This is a genomic window from Hymenobacter sp. HDW8, assembly GCF_011305775.1.
Lineage (GTDB): Bacteria > Bacteroidota > Bacteroidia > Cytophagales > Hymenobacteraceae > Hymenobacter > Hymenobacter radiodurans.
This window is the reverse complement of sequence record NZ_CP049907.1, coordinates 3,131,252-3,148,159: the sequence shown is the minus strand read 5'-3', so window position 1 is coordinate 3,148,159 and position 16,908 is coordinate 3,131,252. Positions and strand designations below refer to the sequence as shown.

Here is a 16,908-nt window from a genome sequence, read left to right as displayed (position 1 = left end):
ATCATAATGAAGCAGGCTTTCTTGTAATATATGAAGTCGCGTATGTTCACATTGATGGTGTTTATTAAGGTTAGCTCAGCCGTATGACTATTACATCTTATCGTTTGTAGCGCTACGCCTCTCTTAGCTCTTGGAATAACCAAAGTGAGGTAGGAAAGATCTTAATACTCCATAAATAACTATTCATAATATTTCTAAATAAGCAAATATGTTGTTCTTTTGCATCTCTTTAGAAATGTTCTGAATAAGCAATCTATGTCTTTCCACCGCTCTTTTAGCTTAGCCATCGCCCTCACTGGCAGCATTCTAACTGTTCAAGCACAACAAACAGCCGCCATTCGCGGGCGCGTTACTACCTCCGACGGCAGGCCAGCCGAGGCTATTACCGTGGGCTTGGAAGACCGTAGCCAAGGGACTATCACCAACAGCCGGGGCGAATATGTGTTAAGTAGAATGCGGGCCGGAACTTACACGCTGGTTGTTTCGGGCATCGGCCTGAAATCGGCAGAGAAGACGGTAGAAGTAATAAGCGGCCAGAGTGCCACCCTCGATTTTGTGCTGATCGAAAACGCCCAGCAGTTGCGCGAAGTGGTAGTAAGCGGGGCCCGCGTCAATAAATTCGCTCGCAAACAGTCGGACTACGCGGCCAAGATGCCCCTGGCAAACCTAGAAAACCCGCAGGTATACAATACGGTGGGCAAAGAACTACTGACCGAGCAGCTGGTTTTCACCGTCGATGATGCGCTGCGCAACGCGCCCGGCGTGCAGCGTATGTGGGAAGCCACCGGCCGGGCCGGCGACGGGGGCAGCTACTACAACACCCGCGGCTACATTGTACAAAGCCAGCTGCGCAACGGCCTGGCTGGCAACGTGACCAGCAGCGTGGACGCGGCCAACCTGGAGAAAGTCGAGATTATCAAAGGTCCGTCGGCCACGCTCTACGGCAGCGCCCTCACCTCCTACGGCGGCCTCATCAACCGCGTGACCAAGAAGCCCTACGACAGCTTCGGGGGCGAAGTAGCCGCTTCGGGTGGTAGCTTCGGCTTTCACCGCCTCAGCGCCGACGTGAACACACCGCTCAATACGGCCAAAACGCTCGCTTTTCGTCTGAACACAGCCTATCAGAAGGAAGATAACTTCCAGGACCAGGGCTTCAACCGCAACATCGCCATTGCGCCCAGTCTGTCGTTTCAGCCAACTGAGCGCCTGAGCATCAACCTCGACGCGGAGCTGTACCGGGGCCGTAGCGTGGGTAAGCAGCTCATTTTCTTCTACTCCCCCTCTACGCAGCTCGGCGTGTCGCGGGCCGAGGACGTGAATATTGACTACCGCAAATCTTACATGGGCAACGGGCTGGAGCAGGACTCGCGCAGCACCAACTTCTTCGGGCAGGTGAACTACCGCATCTCGCCAGCCTTCACCTCGTCCACGAACTTCTCGGCCAGCCGCAGCTACTCCAACGGCTTCGGACCCTACTTCTATCTGGTGCCCAACGCGGTGGCTACTAACAACCCGAATGCGGCGCCGGGGGCCAATTTTCTGGCCCGCGCCGACCAATCGACTAATAACAGCACCGAGCAGGTGTACGAGGTGCAGCAGCTCTTCAACGGCGACTTCCAAGTGGCCGGCCGCCTGCGCAACCGCGTCGTGTTGGGCCTAGACTTTCTACGCATTAACTCCGACCAGAACTTCTTCGGCAGCGTGTTTGATATCGTGCCGCTCAACCAGGCCGACTTCGATTATTCGCAGTTCAACGGCACGAACTTGGGAGCCCGCTACGCGGCCGGCGCGCCGGACTTTACGTACCCCGTCACCACCAAAATTAACACCTACAGCGCTTTTGTCTCCGATGTGCTGAACCTGACCGACCGGCTAAGTATACTGGCCGCTCTGCGCGTAGACCACTTCGATAACAAGGGCGGGCTAGAAGGCGGACAAGTGGCTGCTTACCAGCAAACGGCCCTGTCGCCCAAATTCGGCGTGGTATTCCAGCCGCTGAAGGATAAAGTTTCGCTGTTTGCTAACTACCAAAATAGCTTCAACAACCGGGGCTCGTACCTGGCTTACGACGTGACCTTACCCGATAGCACCGGCCAGCGCGTCGCTGATCTGGAGCAGGCTAACCAGTGGGAAACGGGCGTGAAAGTTGATGCGCTGGGGGGCAAATTGACCGCCACGCTCAGCTACTACAACATCCAGGTGCAAGACCTGCTCCGCGCCGATCCGCGCCCGGAAGCTGCCGCTCGGTTTGCCCAAACCCAGGACGGCACCCAGCGCAGCAAAGGCATAGAGTTCGACGTAGTAGCCAACCCATTTGCGGGCTTCAACGCGGTGGCTGGCTTCTCCTACAACGACTCCCGTCTGGAGCGTTCTACCGCGCTAGATGAGGGTCGTCGCCCCGCTACGGCTTCCTCGCCCTATCTGGCCAACCTGTGGCTGAGCTACCGCCTGCCCGCCTCTCCGCTACAAGGCTTAGGCCTAGGTTTCGGCGGCAACTACGCCAGCGACAACAAGATACAGAACACGACGGCCAGCGTATTTACCCTGCCCGCTTATACGGTGCTGAACGCATCCGTTTTCTACGACCAGCCCAAATTCCGGATTTCGGCCAAAGTGGATAACCTCACCAACGAGCGGTACTGGATTGGCTACACCACCATGACTCCCCAGAAGCTGCGTAATTTCGTGGGCAGCGTAGCGTACAAGTTTTAAGCCCTTTAAGCTCTCCTGCTGATGACGCCTCTCAAACAAGCCATTCGCAAGCTTCACCTCTGGCTCGGTCTCGCGTCGGGGCTAGTGGTGTTTATCGTGAGCATCACGGGGGCCATTTTTACGTTTCAAGAGGAAATTCGCGAAGCCACTGAGCCGTGGCTCATTGTGCCGGTGGCGGCCACGCCCGAGCTGCCGCCTTCCCGGCTGCAAGCCACCATCCAGCGCAACCATCCCGACCTGACGTTCAGTTGGGTGATGTACATGGGGCCCAATCGCTCCGCCATTTCCTACGGCACCGACAAAGCCGGAGGCTCCTTCGCCGCTTTCGTCGACCCCTACACCGGCCAGGAGTTGCACTTCAAAAACCTAAAACGCAATTTTTTCACCATCGTGCAGGAAATCCATATGTACCTGCTGCTACCCGTGGCGGTGGGCGAATGGGTGGTGGGCATTGGGGTCCTGATTTTTGTGGTCATGCTCATTACGGGCATGGTGCTGTGGTGGCCCAAGCGCAAAAAGGACCGACACCGCAGCTTCACTATCAAGTGGAACGGCCGCTGGCGGCGTGTCAACTACGATCTGCACAACGTGCTGGGCTTCTACACTGCCAGCATCGCGCTCATCATCGCGCTTACGGGTCTGGTAATGAGCTTTGAATGGGTGAATAACTCCGTGTACTTAGCGGCCAACGCGGGCAGCAGCTTTCCCGAGGAAAAAACGCCCCCCAAAGTAACTGCCCAACCCGCTAGCACGCCCAGTCAGCCCCTCATCGATATATTCTACGCGCAAATGCGGCGTGACTCGCCCACGGCCCAAATGCTTTATGTCGCGGCCCCCGTCGCCCCCGATCAGCCCGCATACTCTATTGCCTACCGGACATCCTTGCTCTACTCCCACCGCGACGAGTACTACTTCCACCCCACCACTGGCCAACTGCTCAAAGCCATTCCAGACGCCGGCAAGAGTCGCGGCCAGAAGCTCATTGATGCCAACTACGACATCCATACCGGTCAGATTCTGGGTCTGGGGGGCAAAATTATCGCCTTTTTGGTCAGCCTGATTGCGGCTAGCCTACCCGTTACCGGTACGCTGGTATGGTGGGGCAAGCGCAATAAGCCCAAGAAAGCAAAGCAACAGGTACAGCCCCGCCGAACTCCAGTCAATTCCTAGGAGCGTTCAACGCGTGCCTACTTCCCCAATTCGGCCCACTTTCGGAATCACCTGAATCAGGAAGCGCTTATTATCACCTTCGCGCGCGCCGCGGTAACGGCCAGTACCATAGAAGCCACTACCACCAATTATCAGCTCGATATTGCTGTCCTGGCTGAAGTTTAGGCCATTTTGCTTCCAGAAGTTCAGCAAATTTAGCGCCCGCCGGTAACTGAGCTGGTAAGTAAGCTGCTCCTGCGTGCGGTTGCGGGCATCATTGCCGGCGTAGCGTGCCGCCATGCCTTCCACGATTACCAAGTAGCGCACCGGCTGCTCCGTCTTGATGGTTTTGAGCACAGAACGCAACGTGCGGCCGGCCTGCAAGAGCGCGGGCTTGTACGCATCCTGAATTTCATCCTGCCCAGCCTTAAACTGCACCGGCACCAGCAGTTCGTGACGCTCCAGATTCGGATCGTAGCGGAAGTATTTGCCTTCCAGCCGCTGCAACGAGCGCCGAATTTTAGTAATCTGCTCAAGCTCTTCCGCTTTGGCTTTCAGGTCACCATTAGCCTTTTTCAGGTCGTTTTCACGATCCTTAAACAGCTTGAAGCTGTACACAAACAGCACCAGCATCACCACAAACAACGACGTCATCAGGTCCACGTAACTAGGCCAGAAAAAATCGTTGGAAGAGCGGTTTTGAGAATCCTGCATGAGTAGAATATGTAACGCAAAGAAGTACTTTATCTCGCGTCAGAATCGTTATAAATCGTTGTAAAAAGCCCCTCACAAGAGGAATAAGGCTACGCTTCGCTTATTGTGGCTTCACGCCGCCAAACAAGCTATCCATGGCCCGCTGCATGCGGTTTTTGGCTGTAGCTTTTACCAATACCTCATTTAGTGCGGACAGCTCCATCAGAATTTTGGCTTGGATCTGCGAGTCCATCTCGATTTTGCGCATCAGCTCGCGCTGGGTAGCGGTCACATCGCGGGACAGGTTTTTCTGCTCCGCGTCCAGGTTTTTGAAGGGCTCCAAGTAGTGCGTAATGCGGTCGAAAACGTTCTCCTCGTTGAGGCGCTGGAAGTACTGCCCCCACTTTTCGTAAGCCTGTTGGGCGTCGCGCTCGTGGAAGCTGAGGCGCTGCTGCATCAGGTCGGTAAGGCGGCCGGTGGCCAGGTCGAAGTATTGCTCCGTGCGGGCGGCCACGTTGGTCATTTCCTTCTCGTGGCGCTGGAAAAAGTCGAGCTGGTGCTGAATCAGGTTATCGTGCTGGCCGATGTACTGCCCGACGTTGTTGATGCCGCGCTCAAATCCCGTCAAGCGGTCCAGGATGCTCCGCACAGCGTTAGCAGTGGCGGTACCCTCTTCCAACATTTGATTGAGCCGCTGCTGATAACCGACGAACGATCCAAACAGCTCCGCCGACTCCCGCACTTTGTCGAACACGGCTAAGTTGGCATTCGCCATCTTATCAAACCCAATTTCATTGAGCTTCACCAGAAAGTCGCGCTGCACTTTTACGTTCTCCGTCAGCGTCCCGATGATGGGCTCGAAGATCGTGACTTTGCTTATAAAATCTTGATTAAACGCATCCAGCACCCCTTTTAGAGTAGACAAGCTGTTCGCCATGTCGTTGTGCAGCACGGGCAACAAGCGCGCTTGCAGAAAAGTATAATACCTATTCTGACCTTGGTCGAGCTGCTGATGCGCCTTCCGCACCAAACCATTGCCCAACAACGTCAGCAGCAATCCCACAAAGCTGCCGGTCATGGCGATGAGTACGCCGGTGAGGAAAGGCGTGAGCGCATCCTCATCAGAAACGCCATTTCGCGCAATGCCTACCAAGCCCAGAATTACACCCAAAAAGGTCCCCAGCAGACCCAAATACAAGGGCGTAGCCACATTCGCCTGCACCGCATTTTCCAGCACCTGCGACTGCCGCTCTGAAATATCTTTTAGGATACCAAAGTCAGCAGCGGCGCCTTTATTATGGCGCAGATAATCGTTGGTATCGGTCAAGATTTCCTGAAAGTCGGCGGGCACGGCGTCCGCCCGAATCAGGTCGATGAGGTATGCATCGGCGGGCGCATTGGCGGCGTAGGGGGGCAAATCTTCGCCGGCCGGCGTTACCAGCCGACGCTCCACCCGGAGCGTGTTTTTGGCTGGATAAATCTGCGCTAATCGTTGAGCCTGCGCGCGGGTTTGCAGAAACGTGCGGATCTGCAAGCCCACCACCACGAGCACAACAATTATTTCAAGAACGATTTCAAGCATTAAGCAAGAGTTTGTAGAAACACACACCGCCGCGTTTGACTTACGCGGCGGTGGAATGTACTCACGAATACGACTACAAAGAAACAACGCCCAAAGCGTTGAGGTACGTTCCTACTCGAAATGAATAGCGGCTTTTTGCTCAATCTGCCAAGCCCCATTGCTTTTAAACAATGTCCCTTCTTCATCTGTCACGATGCGCGAAACGGGCGTGCTGGGCTGCTGGTAGCGGCAGGCTTCGCGCAGGGAATATTGCGCGCTTTGGATAGCATAGGCGTGTACCGCCGTGTTAGAAGTAATTCGAAACGTGGCGCGCTCAGGCCGCTGGGCGTCTACTTTGATTTCGTAAATACTGTCGTGCTGGGGTTGTTCCTGCAAGTCGTATTCACTAAATCCACCATTCACAGGCACTTTTACATAATAGCGACTTGTCTGGACTGGTTGATTTTCCGGCTTATTAATCTGAGGCGCCACTGACCAATTATCTGGAGTAGGCAACTGCACAGGCGGCACCAAACTATCGAAGTCATCACGCGGGGCAGCAGCGGGCGGGCCCGCTGGTATCACAGGAGCCGGGGCGGCAACCGACGCTTCGGCCATTGGCGCTGGTGCGGTATAGGTTGGCACTGGAGCCGGTGGCGGTGGCGTAGGAGCCGCGGGCTGCGGGGCTGGCGGAGCGGGGGCAGCAGCTACGGGCGCGGCTGGGCGCGCTGGCGCTGGAGGAGGCGTTACTGGGTTTGGCGCTGCGGCCACTGGAGGACGAGTTTGCGCCGGCGGAGCAGGTGCGGCTGGTCTGGGGGGCAAATTTTGACCGGCGGGCTTTGTTTGAGCTAGTGCCGCGCCTACGCGTTGCTCCACCATCTTCTCAATCTCGCGCTGTAGCTCGGGCGTCAGTTTCTTGAGCGAAGGACTATCACTTGGCATGGCCAACTTTACCGCTTCCAGCGCAGCCCGATGACGCTCGGCGCGCGCATTCAGCGCCTTAATATGGCCGCGCTGCAAGGCAAAAAGCACGAGGCTTAATATTGAAAACACCAACGCAATCGGAGCAAAAAGCTTGCTGATGGTGCTCTCAGCCGCATACGTGCGCGGACTGCTTACGCTCGTGCCAGTCGGTAGCGCCACGCCTACGTCGGAATCCACCGTGGTATCGGCCAGGGAAGCCGTATCAGCAGCTTCTTCAGCTACGAGGTCAGCACCGGTGTCACCCAGGGGCGTACCGTTTTGCACAAAGCCTTTGAGGCCCGTTTCTAAGGCCGTGAGGCGCTGCATCCGAACCGGGTCGTTGGTGCGCGCTGGGTTTTTGAGCCGGTTAATAATTTCGGTGGTGAGCTTATTAAGCCGCGCCTCATCCGTAGTCAGACCGTTATAAATTGCCCCCCGCTCCAGTGGTTTATACAAACGGCTGTATACACTCTGCTTATCAGCTTTGATACTGTTCTCGAATGCCTGCAAGCTACCGTCGCAACGCAAGGTGCTCTTAAGTTCAGGCACACCCGTATCCTCGTACACGAACTTGGCCGTGGCGCACCAAATCTGGGTTTTTGACTCATCGAGGGTGGGCTTGCCTAGTTCGGTTTGAGCATGGACACTTGAGGCAGACAGTATTACGCCTAGCAGTAAGGGAGCGAAACGGGAAAATATTTTCATAGCAAGAAATACAACGGTATAACGCCGTACAGAATCAGCTCCTGCACGGCGTTATTTCATTATGAATTCGGGTTGATCAACTCCCGGCTCAGGTTATACAGCGCCTGCTTCATCGGGTAGAAAAACAGCGTTTCCGGCAGCGTTTCACCCTGACCGAGGTTGCGACCAATTTGATGCAGACCCAAGTTCAGGCTATCCTCAATTTCGCGGAGTAAGAAGTCTTTTACCTTCTGCCGATCCACGTCAACGCCGACTTCGCGCATCAGTGGAGCCACGTCGTCGTTGTCGAGCACGATTTCGAGGAAACGGCGCGTATTATCGATTACCGACTGCTTCAATTCGGCATCAACCTGCGGGATTTTGAGACGAGCCGTATCAATGTCGGCGCCTTCTAAAGCACCATTGAGCTTCACCGTTCGAATCTTGTCGAAGTCAGCGGCGCTGGTGGCGCTTTCTTCGAAAAGCACGCCACCGTTGGTGGTTGCTTCTTTGGGATTATCAGCCAGAATTACGCGGAAGTTCTGCGGTGGCTCCTGACCAGTAGCTGCCAAGAATACTGCCTTAGTAATCTTCTCAATGGCCGCCAAACTGCTGCCGCCGCTGAGCAACCGCAGATACAAGCTGCCTTTGCCAGAGAAGCACAGATAACGCGGCGTTTTCAGGCCCAGATGCTGTACTAGCTGTGCTACGTGGTAGATAATAGCCGTGTAGTGCAGGTAGAAAAGCACTCGCAGTTGCCGTCCTTTGCCCAAGCCCAGACTCTGCGTAAAGCGCAACGCCTCGTTGTAGGTAAAGAGCAAGCTCGTTACGTCAGCCGAACCAAAATCAGGATTTTGCAGGGCCGCCCGTAGGTATCCTTTGTACTCCTGGTTCTGCTCCGAATCGGGCAAGCTTTCCACGTATTGCACCCCGAGGCGCAACAGGCCGTTTTGCTTCGGCGCGCCCTGTACGCGAGCATAACCATCACCCCACAGGTCGTCGCCAGCAAAGCGGAACGACGAGCTGAACGACGGCTTCTGCTCCGCGAAAATCAGCAAGTCGGTGGTGCCACCGCCGATGTCGATGTTGATGACGTTCTCGTCGCGGTTGGGCACTACCTGATTGGTAGCCGTCAGGTAATAGTACGGGGCCACCGATTCCGAAATGCACTGCGTGGGTCGGCGGGCGCGGAATACCTCCTGGAAGGCTTCGTCCCACACCTGCTGAAACTGATTGCGCAGGAACATATCGAAGCTCAGGGGGGCAAACCACACCACGCGGGTATCTTCCAGAATACCACCGTACTGAGCCGCCTTGTGCTTCATCAGCAGCAGAATCTCCTTAAAGAATGCCGCAATCCGATTCACACCCTGCGGGTCCAGCTCCGCCGACCATTTCAGGTTAGTTACGAAGCGGTTTTGGGGCGGCTGGTTGGTTTCAGTGTTGATGCTGAAGCCAATATTAATGTTGCTCAGCACTTTGCTGGGCTCGTTCGCATAAGAGTTCGTTTCGCAAACCGCCGTCCGAATCGGAAACTCATATACCGACTGCTGCTCACCCACGATACTGGGCACAAACTCCCGATTCTGAATCAGGGGAATGTCAAACAGCTGACCGGGCCCGCGCATGTAGCGCTGGAAGGCTGAGTAGCCAGTATCGGGCAACGGCGCGTTCAGCAGTTCGACCTGCAAGTCGCCCTCGCCAATAGTGAACGGCCGCGGGTGAGCCGAAGGACCGTCGGCATACGCTACGTGCGTGTTGCTGGTACCAAAATCGACGGCGAAGGTAAAGCGGCGCGTGCCACGGTCTAGCTCCTTCCAGCGTGGCACAATAAGACCACGGGCCGGCTCCGCACCCAGCGTAGCTGGCGGACAAGTAAGTTCGGCAAGGTCGAAGTGGGTGCCGGTGATTTCATAATACGTACTACCAGCTGTAGCTACACTTTTTTGAGTACGCTCAAACTTGGTAGCCCGACGGGCTGCGCCTTGGTCGGTTAACCGCTCGCCACTCACGAAGAAGGTGAGGTCGTAGCGGCGCTGCAGCATGGTAGGGCTGTTGTCGGCATCCACGAGCATGACCTTGTAAAAGTCGTTGTACTCGGGCTGCGCGCGCATCTTGTAGAATGGGAACACGCCCAAGCCAATGTTGGCCCTTACGATGCGGCCCTTCTCCGGAATCTCGCGGCCCTGCGCGTCCTTGGGGTTCTGTGGATTTTGGTAGTAGCTGCGTTCAAACGTGATAAAACGCCCCCCTTGTACCGGCACCCGCACATTTACCCGCACATGGTTGAGGTCAATAGTAAAGGTGACCAGCTCGGCTAAATCGTGCTCGGTAAAGTACTCGAAGAAGGACTGCTTCAGCGGCAGCAGGTATGGAAACCGCGCCCGGCCTTGGGTGTCAGCGCCGTACTGGAAGGTCACTTTACCCGTGTGGAAGCGCTGCGTGTTAAGCTCATAAGGCAGCTCAACCAACGCATCTTCCAGAAAGTCGCCTACCGTAAGGTAAGGGTACTTGAAGCCTTTGCCGGGCAGCACCCGATTCTCCAGCGTCAGCTCATCGGCGTAGGGCACGGGCGTGCGGTCGTCCCAAGGCTGGCCGTTGAGGTAATTTGCCCCCTGCATAGTCAGGTTGGGGCGCAACACCAAGGGGCGCAGGCGGCCGGTATTACTCTCGCGGGTGGGCTGAATAAATAAGTCACTGCTCATCACCGCCGATTGGTCGGCGCGGCCGGGAAGCGGCACGTACTTCACGCTCACCAAGTTGCCCTGGAAGTCAGTGATGGCTGGGTACTTGGCAGCAAAACGCTGGGCCGTATGCTCGCCCTGCATCTGCATCTGATTGATGCGGCTGCGGTCGAGGCTAGCGAATACACTACCTGCAAACTCCCGGCGCTGCAGCTGCGGATAAGCCAGAAACATCTCGTACACGAACTCTCGGAAAGCCGGCGAGCGGTCTTCGAGCAGCACGATCTGATTATCAAAATAATGCCCCCTAGCCTGCGCACGCTCCAAGTCTAGCGGTGCTACCGTGGGGGCTGTGAAGAGCAAGGTAAGCGGAGAAGTGCCCCCCAACAAGCGTGGCCCACCTGGCAGGTCCGGCGACTCATAGAACACCAGATACATATCCGTGAAGTCACGGAATCGGTCATCCTGCAGGAACAAGCGCAAGGTTTCGCCTAGCAGGCGTGTGCCTTCATCCGACTGCATCTTGCGCAATTCCGTCTCCGCATTCCACCGACGCAACGTGATTTTGCGGCCAGCCTGGGTGTAGAGGTTGAAGTTATACAGCACTTCAAACAGGTCCCAGTAATGCGATACCAGCTCGTGGTACACCGAACCAGGATTGCGCTGCCCTTCACGAGCCAGGAAATCGAAGGCCGTTTCAAACAAGTGCATCCGCGCAAACGGCGTTGGGATGGACACGGCCACGTTCTTGGCCCGCCCGCCGGTGGGGTCGGTTACGGTATCAATTTCGGTGCTGGTAATGGGGGCGGTTTTCTGCCAGCCTTGCACCTGCTGGGAGCCGTTATTATGTAAGCGAAGGACTTTGGGCATTCCTTTATGTCTTATTGAATAGTAATGCAATTCCTTTCTCTGGCTGAGAAGGGAAGCTTTATTCTTATACCACTTTTACCTTTTCTTCAAATGCCTTGTCCGTTACGCGGTCAAACAGAGCCAGCAGCTTCTTGAAGTTGTCGGGCTCTTGAATGGATTTGGCGGCGTCGTTGAGGCTATTGAGGAAGTAGTTCTGACTGAGACCTTTGTTGAAGAAGTCGTTCCACTTTTTCTCCACGGGCTTACCGGCAATCATAGCGTTGAAGTCGTCGGTGGTCAGGTCAAAGGGACGGAAGGCGCGGCGGTTTTGGGCCAGTTCTTTCAGCCACTCATCCACGCCGAACTCGGGGCTGTGGAGGAAGTTATTCAGCTCCTTGAAGATGGGCTCATTGCGCATGGCATAGTCCAGGTTCAAATTGTCGTGGTAGGGGGCTTTATCGGTGGGCAGGTGCTGCTTGTGGTAGCGCGTAAAGTACAGGAACTGCGTCAGCTGCTTAGCAATCATTTCCCGTGACTCGTCGGGCAGGTGGCTGAAGTTGAGTTCCTGCGTATCCACACCCAATCCGTACTCATGGAAGTGCGGACCACCGTTGCGTAGTTCCGCATCAGGGTACTGCATAAAGTCCACGATACTGAGGGCGGCCAATAGCTCGATGAGGTGAGCTTTGTTACGCTGAGCCGTGCCGCCGGGCTGGTTTTCGTAGGGGGTATCGGGGGTATCAGCCAGGTAATACAATGCATCTAGACCTTGCAGGTTGTGCTCGTAATAGCTGAGTGCAGCCTTGGTTTTGGTCAGGAAGCTGTTGGAGTCAATGATGGAGTTATCCTCCGACTGCAATGCAAAGTAGGGCATCACCGTCACGGCGCCGGTCAGAGCGTCGCGTAGGTAGCGTGCGTTGCTTAGGCGCGTGTTTTGGTCCTTGAGGTTTTTAAGCAGTAGTGGGAAGCCCGCCGCGCCTGTACCACCGAAGATGCTGGAGATAAAAAACACCCGGTCGCCTGCCTGGAAGTTGTCGGCGAAAAACCGGATTTCCGGTGAGTCGACTACCTTATTCAGCACGACGCTGCCCACGTTTGGCGAGCCGCGGAAACCGATGGTCAGGGGGCTTTCTAGGTTGTCCTGCGTGAACAGTAGCTCCACCAATCCCTTGGAATCAATGGAGAGTTGATCGTAGCTCAGATACTGGCGGAAGCTTTGATTGATGCCGCCGAAGTCGAATACGAAGGTGTCTTTCACACCACCGTTTGTGTCAGCCGAAATGCTGCTGAGCGTGCTGATGTTGGTGTGGAAGAAGCCATCCTCACGCTGGCCCAAGCGATTGTAAATCTGTTGATAGCTTTTCAGCATATCCACCGTCCGGTTCATGTCGCCGTTGTGAGCGTCGGGATCAATGATGATTGGTACTACCCGGTCGCAATTGGGTAGCTGTACGCCGGCGGCCAGCAGCATGGTGAGGGAGCGAATAACGCGGGAGCCCGTGCCGCCAATACCGAATAAAAAGAGTTTAGCCATTGAATCGCAGAGTTTGCAGATTGATCAGATTTCGCGGATGCGTGCAGAAACGCATGAATTGTCGTCTTACCGCGAAGCCATCAGGCCAATGCCTGATTATAGCTTAACGATAGAAACGATAAAGACGCGTCCTATCGCGTCTTTATGCCCTTAAAAAGGTGTAGTGCTGGCGTTGGTTGAGCCTTTGCGCAGGATAACGGAGAAGAGAAAGAACCAAAGTAGGCCGTACACCGCGTTTATCGTAGCCAGCCAGTAGATGTAGGAGTGCTCGGCTACCTGCTGACTGTTGCACTGCACGATGGCGATAATGAAAGCAATAATCGCGTTAGCAATGAGGAAAATGGTCCAGTGGCGCATCTTGTTAAAGGTCGCGACGCCCATCGCACGGTTGATCAGATAATAGAAAATCAGCACCAAAGCCAGCGAAACACCCAGCGTCAGTAAGCCGACGTTAGGAAAAATCACCTCGCGGTAAACTGGCGTTTCGGATGGCGGCTGGGGGAACCGATGATTTCGTAGAGAAAGCGAAAAAATGACTTCATAGCGGAAATGTACAAATAACTTTGAGTGGAGATTCGCTGAACGTTAAAGATTCAACAGAATTGTGTGAGCAATGCAAAACAAGCTTTGCTCTATTACATCCTGACGCTATTTGGCAGGCTCAAGCGTAAGTGGAATCTGGAAAATGGGTGCCTGCTGACCAGCTACAACAGCGGTGGATACACCATCAAGAAGGCTAGCGAAAGCAAAGGTCTTCGGGCCGGCTTGGTTGATGTTGCTGTCGTTTTGAGTGGTCCACTGGCTTACCCAAGCCGGGCGGGCATCATTGAGCACAACCTGCAAAGGACGCGCAGCACGGGCCATTTTGGTCAGGCGGACTTTCACAAAATGGGTATATTGATTCTCAGGACCGCTGCTGGTACGGGTCTGGTCAGTCGCGGCGGCCACGTTGACGATCTTCGCGTCGGTGTCTTGGCCAACCAGCTTCAAATTCTGCTTCAAATAAGCTACATCCTGATACAAGGCAGGCATATTGCCCAGATTTAGCCCTAGTACAAACTCTACCGGGTTTTGTGCGGAGGCCTCCTGTACGGCTACCGTGTGGTACGTGGCACCAGCCTCACGCTTACTCGCGGTTTTCTCGCCGTAGTACCAATCACCTTTATTCTGGTACCGATTCAGCAAGGAGGAAGCCGGACGTGGATACTTAATGCCATAATGTACCTGCTGCGCTGGCTGTTTGGCCAGCAAGGCTGCATCGAAGCGCCGCACGGCGTCTTGGGGGCCAATTACCCAGAAATAATACGGAATATCGGTGTCGCAGCAGTTGGGTACTTTGCGGGCACCAGTCATGATGGCCGGGTAAAACGTGCCCTGAAAGTCGGAGGTGAAGCCGTACACCGACACAGCCAAATCGGGGCGCTGGGTGCGGCTGATAGCGTCCGTAATGTCAGTCTTGATGTAGGGAATGGCGCCGGTGTTCTTGGGCGAGTAAATAAAATCTGAAATCAGGATGCTGACCGTGTTCGGATCGTAGTAATTACTGACCAGCGTGTCGAGCACCGTTGGAATGTCGGTACTGCTGGCGGGTTCCTTGATGCCGCTGCGCACAGTACCAGAGAGTTGCTGATATGAGTCGCGGTAGGGCTTCTCTTTAATGCGATAATACACCTTGCGGCTTACCGCTGGGCTGTTATTCAACTCCGACAGAAACTGCGCAACGTATTGCTGAAAGCGAGTATTGCTAGCATCGGCGCCGGGCTTGGGCATGAAGCCTTCCATCGAGCCCGACACCTCCAAAAACACATTTACTTGGGTGAGCGGCGCAGCGGAAGCATTAGTTTCCTCTGCAACCGGTGCAGATGCATCTGGGGCAACTTTGGCATTGTCGGGGGGCGTTTTCGTCTTGTTATTCTCGACCTGCGTTTCGGATACCGCGCCGCCATCGGTTTTGACATCATCGCGGGAGTAACAACCTGCCAATACTAACAGCACAGCGGCTAGCGCAGGTTGGAAACGGAATCTGGGGGGCAAATTCATAGGAGCAAAATAGAGGCAAACGGCCTGTGCCGCAACCTGCGTACTGCTGGCCGGGCCGGTGGGTTGTGGAGGAACGCTGAGAAAGTCGGAAAATTTTGTGCCACTTCGCGACGTATAGCCTTGTCGATATTATCGAAAGTTTTCCACTTAGACTGTCAGGCAAGGCAAAGCGCAGAATTTCGCGTGCTGATGTTAAAGTAGGGATTCACCCAAAGCGAACGTCATCCTTCATTTAGCGTCTACTAGTTGAAGCACAAACTTTAATGAGGGCAAAAAAAGCCCCCCAGACCGTTAGCTGTAATTGATTTCGGTGTTGTCGCCGATGTTCAGACTGTGGTTCAGACCACTGAAGGAAGCATCACTACCCACAATACAGTCTTGCATGACGGCGGAGCGAAGCTCACTATAAGAGCCAATAATAGAGTCGCTTAGAATTGCGTTGCGCACAATAGTGCGGTCGCCGATGGCGACGTTGGGCCCGATGATAGAGTGGCGGATCTGGCAGTCGCGGCCGATGCTGACGGGCGGGATGATGATGGTGTCGGGAAACTCTGGGTACTCGCGGGTCACCAGAAATTCCGGGCGGTTCAGCAGGCGGGCGTTGGCTTCAAGTAAGCTTTCCTTGCGGCCGCAGTCAAACCAGTTATCAACCGGCGTGGTGGTCATTTCCTCCCCCTCATTAATGAGTAGCATAAGCGCATCGGTTAGCTGATACTCATTATGCGTACGCTGCTCATCGGCAATGATGCGTTCTAACGCCGTAGCCAAGCGTTCGGGATTGGCAATCTTGTAGAGCCCGACCAGCGCATGGTTCGACTTCGGGATGCGCGGCTTCTCGACTACTTTGGTCACCTGCCCAGTGGCGTCCGTTTCTACCAACCCAAACATGGAAGGCGTTTTCACTTCCTTCACGGCCAGCACAGTGCCAGGCGTGTCCAGCAGCTGACTTAGATCCACGTCTACAATCGTGTCGCCGAGCAGAATCAGCATGCCGTCGGTTTCGTGGCGGAAATACTCCCGGGCCACCCACAAGGCATGACCAATACCCTCGCGGGGCTCCTGTACCACAAACTCAGAACGGACATTCGGATACTGCCGCCGAACGTAGCTCTCGATTTTCTCGCCCAAGTAGCCAATCACGAAGACAAAATCTTCAATGCCGGCGGCCACTAGCCGGTCGATAATGTGGCCCAGAATGGTGTTGCCCGCCACCGGCACCAGCGACTTGGGCTGGGTGTGGGTGTGAGGCCGTAAGCGCGAACCAATACCAGCAACAGGAATAACAGCTTTCATAAACGACAAACGTGGCGTAAGACCGCAAAATAGTAATTCGTGCGGCAGTAACTCCAAAGACAACCGCTAAGTCGAGTTTCCGTACTTTGCACTGCGCATATTTAATATTTGATGCGTAACCACAACCATCTTTCCCTTCCTCTCTCCCTTACTCCTATGAAACGTCTTCTTCTCTACCTGTTTGGTTTGATGGTATTGCTCACGCAATCGTCGTGCGGCTACAACGGCATGGTCAGCCGCGATGAAGCGGTTAAAGCCCAGTGGGGTAACGTGCAGAACGCCTATCAGCGCCGCGCCGACCTGATTCCAAACCTGGTAAACACCGTAAAAGGTGCCGCCAACTTCGAGCAAAGCACGCTTACCGGCGTTATCGAAGCCCGCGCTAAGGCTACCAGCGTGCAACTTAACGCTGATCAGCTTACCCCCGAAAACATTCAGAAATTTCAGGAAGCCCAAAGCCAGCTAAGCGCCGGTCTGGGTCGTTTGCTGGCCGTGTCAGAAAATTATCCGGAGCTAAAGGCCAACGCCAACTTCCAGGAATTGCAGGCCCAGATTGAGGGCACCGAAAACCGGATCAACGTGGAGCGCAACAAGTTCAATACCGTTACCAACGACTACAACGGCTTCATCCGACAGTTCCCCAATAACTTATTTGCGGGTGTATTCGGCTTCTCAGCCAAAGGCTATTTTGAGGCCGATGCGGCTTCTCAGAAAGCGCCCACAGTACAGTTTTAAGTTTTAGCGGC

At 55.0% G+C, this 16,908-nt stretch carries 11 protein-coding genes; 3 read left to right on the top strand and 8 right to left on the bottom strand.

What is annotated here, in order from left to right; all coding sequences use genetic code 11:
- The first annotated feature begins 255 nt into the window (after positions 1-255).
- Positions 256-2,712 (top strand): TonB-dependent receptor, encoded by a 2,457-nt coding sequence (locus G7064_RS13345; RefSeq protein ID WP_166073976.1) that lies wholly within the window; start codon positions 256-258, stop codon positions 2,710-2,712.
- Positions 2,713-2,733: 21 nt separating this feature from the next.
- Positions 2,734-3,882, top strand: a complete 1,149-nt coding sequence (locus tag G7064_RS13340; protein WP_166073975.1) for a PepSY-associated TM helix domain-containing protein — start codon at positions 2,734-2,736, stop codon at positions 3,880-3,882.
- Between the two features lie 6 nt (positions 3,883-3,888).
- Here G7064_RS13340 and G7064_RS13335 read toward each other — a convergent pair whose 3' ends face one another.
- The 8 genes from G7064_RS13335 to G7064_RS13300 form a co-directional block, all read right to left on the bottom strand.
- Complete coding sequence (locus G7064_RS13335) at positions 3,889-4,575, bottom strand: hypothetical protein (RefSeq protein WP_166073974.1); 687 nt, start codon at positions 4,573-4,575, stop codon at positions 3,889-3,891.
- A 100-nt stretch (positions 4,576-4,675) separates the two neighbouring features.
- Positions 4,676-6,136, bottom strand: coding sequence for a hypothetical protein (locus tag G7064_RS13330; protein WP_166073973.1), 1,461 nt, complete (start codon positions 6,134-6,136; stop codon positions 4,676-4,678).
- Positions 6,137-6,247: 111 nt separating this feature from the next.
- Positions 6,248-7,783 (bottom strand): hypothetical protein, encoded by a 1,536-nt coding sequence (locus G7064_RS13325; RefSeq protein WP_166073972.1) that lies wholly within the window; start codon positions 7,781-7,783, stop codon positions 6,248-6,250.
- Between the two features lie 59 nt (positions 7,784-7,842).
- On the bottom strand, positions 7,843-11,316 hold the full coding sequence (locus G7064_RS13320) for a hypothetical protein (RefSeq protein WP_166073971.1): 3,474 nt from the start codon (positions 11,314-11,316) through the stop codon (positions 7,843-7,845).
- Between the two features lie 64 nt (positions 11,317-11,380).
- Positions 11,381-12,829 (bottom strand): hypothetical protein, encoded by a 1,449-nt coding sequence (locus G7064_RS13315; protein WP_166073970.1) that lies wholly within the window; start codon positions 12,827-12,829, stop codon positions 11,381-11,383.
- 150 nt (positions 12,830-12,979) lie between these two features.
- Positions 12,980-13,294 (bottom strand): hypothetical protein, encoded by a 315-nt coding sequence (locus tag G7064_RS13310; protein ID WP_166073969.1) that lies wholly within the window; start codon positions 13,292-13,294, stop codon positions 12,980-12,982.
- Between the two features lie 183 nt (positions 13,295-13,477).
- Positions 13,478-14,869: a hypothetical protein gene (locus tag G7064_RS13305; RefSeq protein WP_166073968.1), complete on the bottom strand. Its 1,392-nt coding sequence runs from the start codon at positions 14,867-14,869 to the stop codon at positions 13,478-13,480.
- A gap of 291 nt (positions 14,870-15,160) precedes the next feature.
- Positions 15,161-16,162, bottom strand: a complete 1,002-nt coding sequence (locus tag G7064_RS13300; RefSeq protein ID WP_133274316.1) for a sugar phosphate nucleotidyltransferase — start codon at positions 16,160-16,162, stop codon at positions 15,161-15,163.
- A 156-nt stretch (positions 16,163-16,318) separates the two neighbouring features.
- Here G7064_RS13300 and G7064_RS13295 point away from each other — a divergent pair, with 156 nt between their 5' ends.
- Complete coding sequence (locus G7064_RS13295) at positions 16,319-16,897, top strand: LemA family protein (protein WP_133274317.1); 579 nt, start codon at positions 16,319-16,321, stop codon at positions 16,895-16,897.
- Positions 16,898-16,908: the final 11 nt, after the last annotated feature.

What these genes read in the sequence shown, in the direction of transcription:
- G7064_RS13345 (WP_166073976.1), top strand. Translation starts at nt 256, where the DNA reads ATGTCTTTCCACCGCTCTTTTAGCTTAGCCATCGCCCTCACTGGCAGC.
- G7064_RS13340 (WP_166073975.1), top strand. Translation starts at nt 2,734, where the DNA reads ATGACGCCTCTCAAACAAGCCATTCGCAAGCTTCACCTCTGGCTCGGT.
- G7064_RS13335 (WP_166073974.1), bottom strand. Translation starts at nt 4,575, where the DNA reads ATGCAGGATTCTCAAAACCGCTCTTCCAACGATTTTTTCTGGCCTAGT.
- G7064_RS13330 (WP_166073973.1), bottom strand. Translation starts at nt 6,136, where the DNA reads ATGCTTGAAATCGTTCTTGAAATAATTGTTGTGCTCGTGGTGGTGGGC.
- G7064_RS13325 (WP_166073972.1), bottom strand. Translation starts at nt 7,783, where the DNA reads ATGAAAATATTTTCCCGTTTCGCTCCCTTACTGCTAGGCGTAATACTG.
- G7064_RS13320 (WP_166073971.1), bottom strand. Translation starts at nt 11,316, where the DNA reads ATGCCCAAAGTCCTTCGCTTACATAATAACGGCTCCCAGCAGGTGCAA.
- G7064_RS13315 (WP_166073970.1), bottom strand. Translation starts at nt 12,829, where the DNA reads ATGGCTAAACTCTTTTTATTCGGTATTGGCGGCACGGGCTCCCGCGTT.
- G7064_RS13305 (WP_166073968.1), bottom strand. Translation starts at nt 14,869, where the DNA reads ATGAATTTGCCCCCCAGATTCCGTTTCCAACCTGCGCTAGCCGCTGTG.
- G7064_RS13300 (WP_133274316.1), bottom strand. Translation starts at nt 16,162, where the DNA reads ATGAAAGCTGTTATTCCTGTTGCTGGTATTGGTTCGCGCTTACGGCCT.
- G7064_RS13295 (WP_133274317.1), top strand. Translation starts at nt 16,319, where the DNA reads ATGAAACGTCTTCTTCTCTACCTGTTTGGTTTGATGGTATTGCTCACG.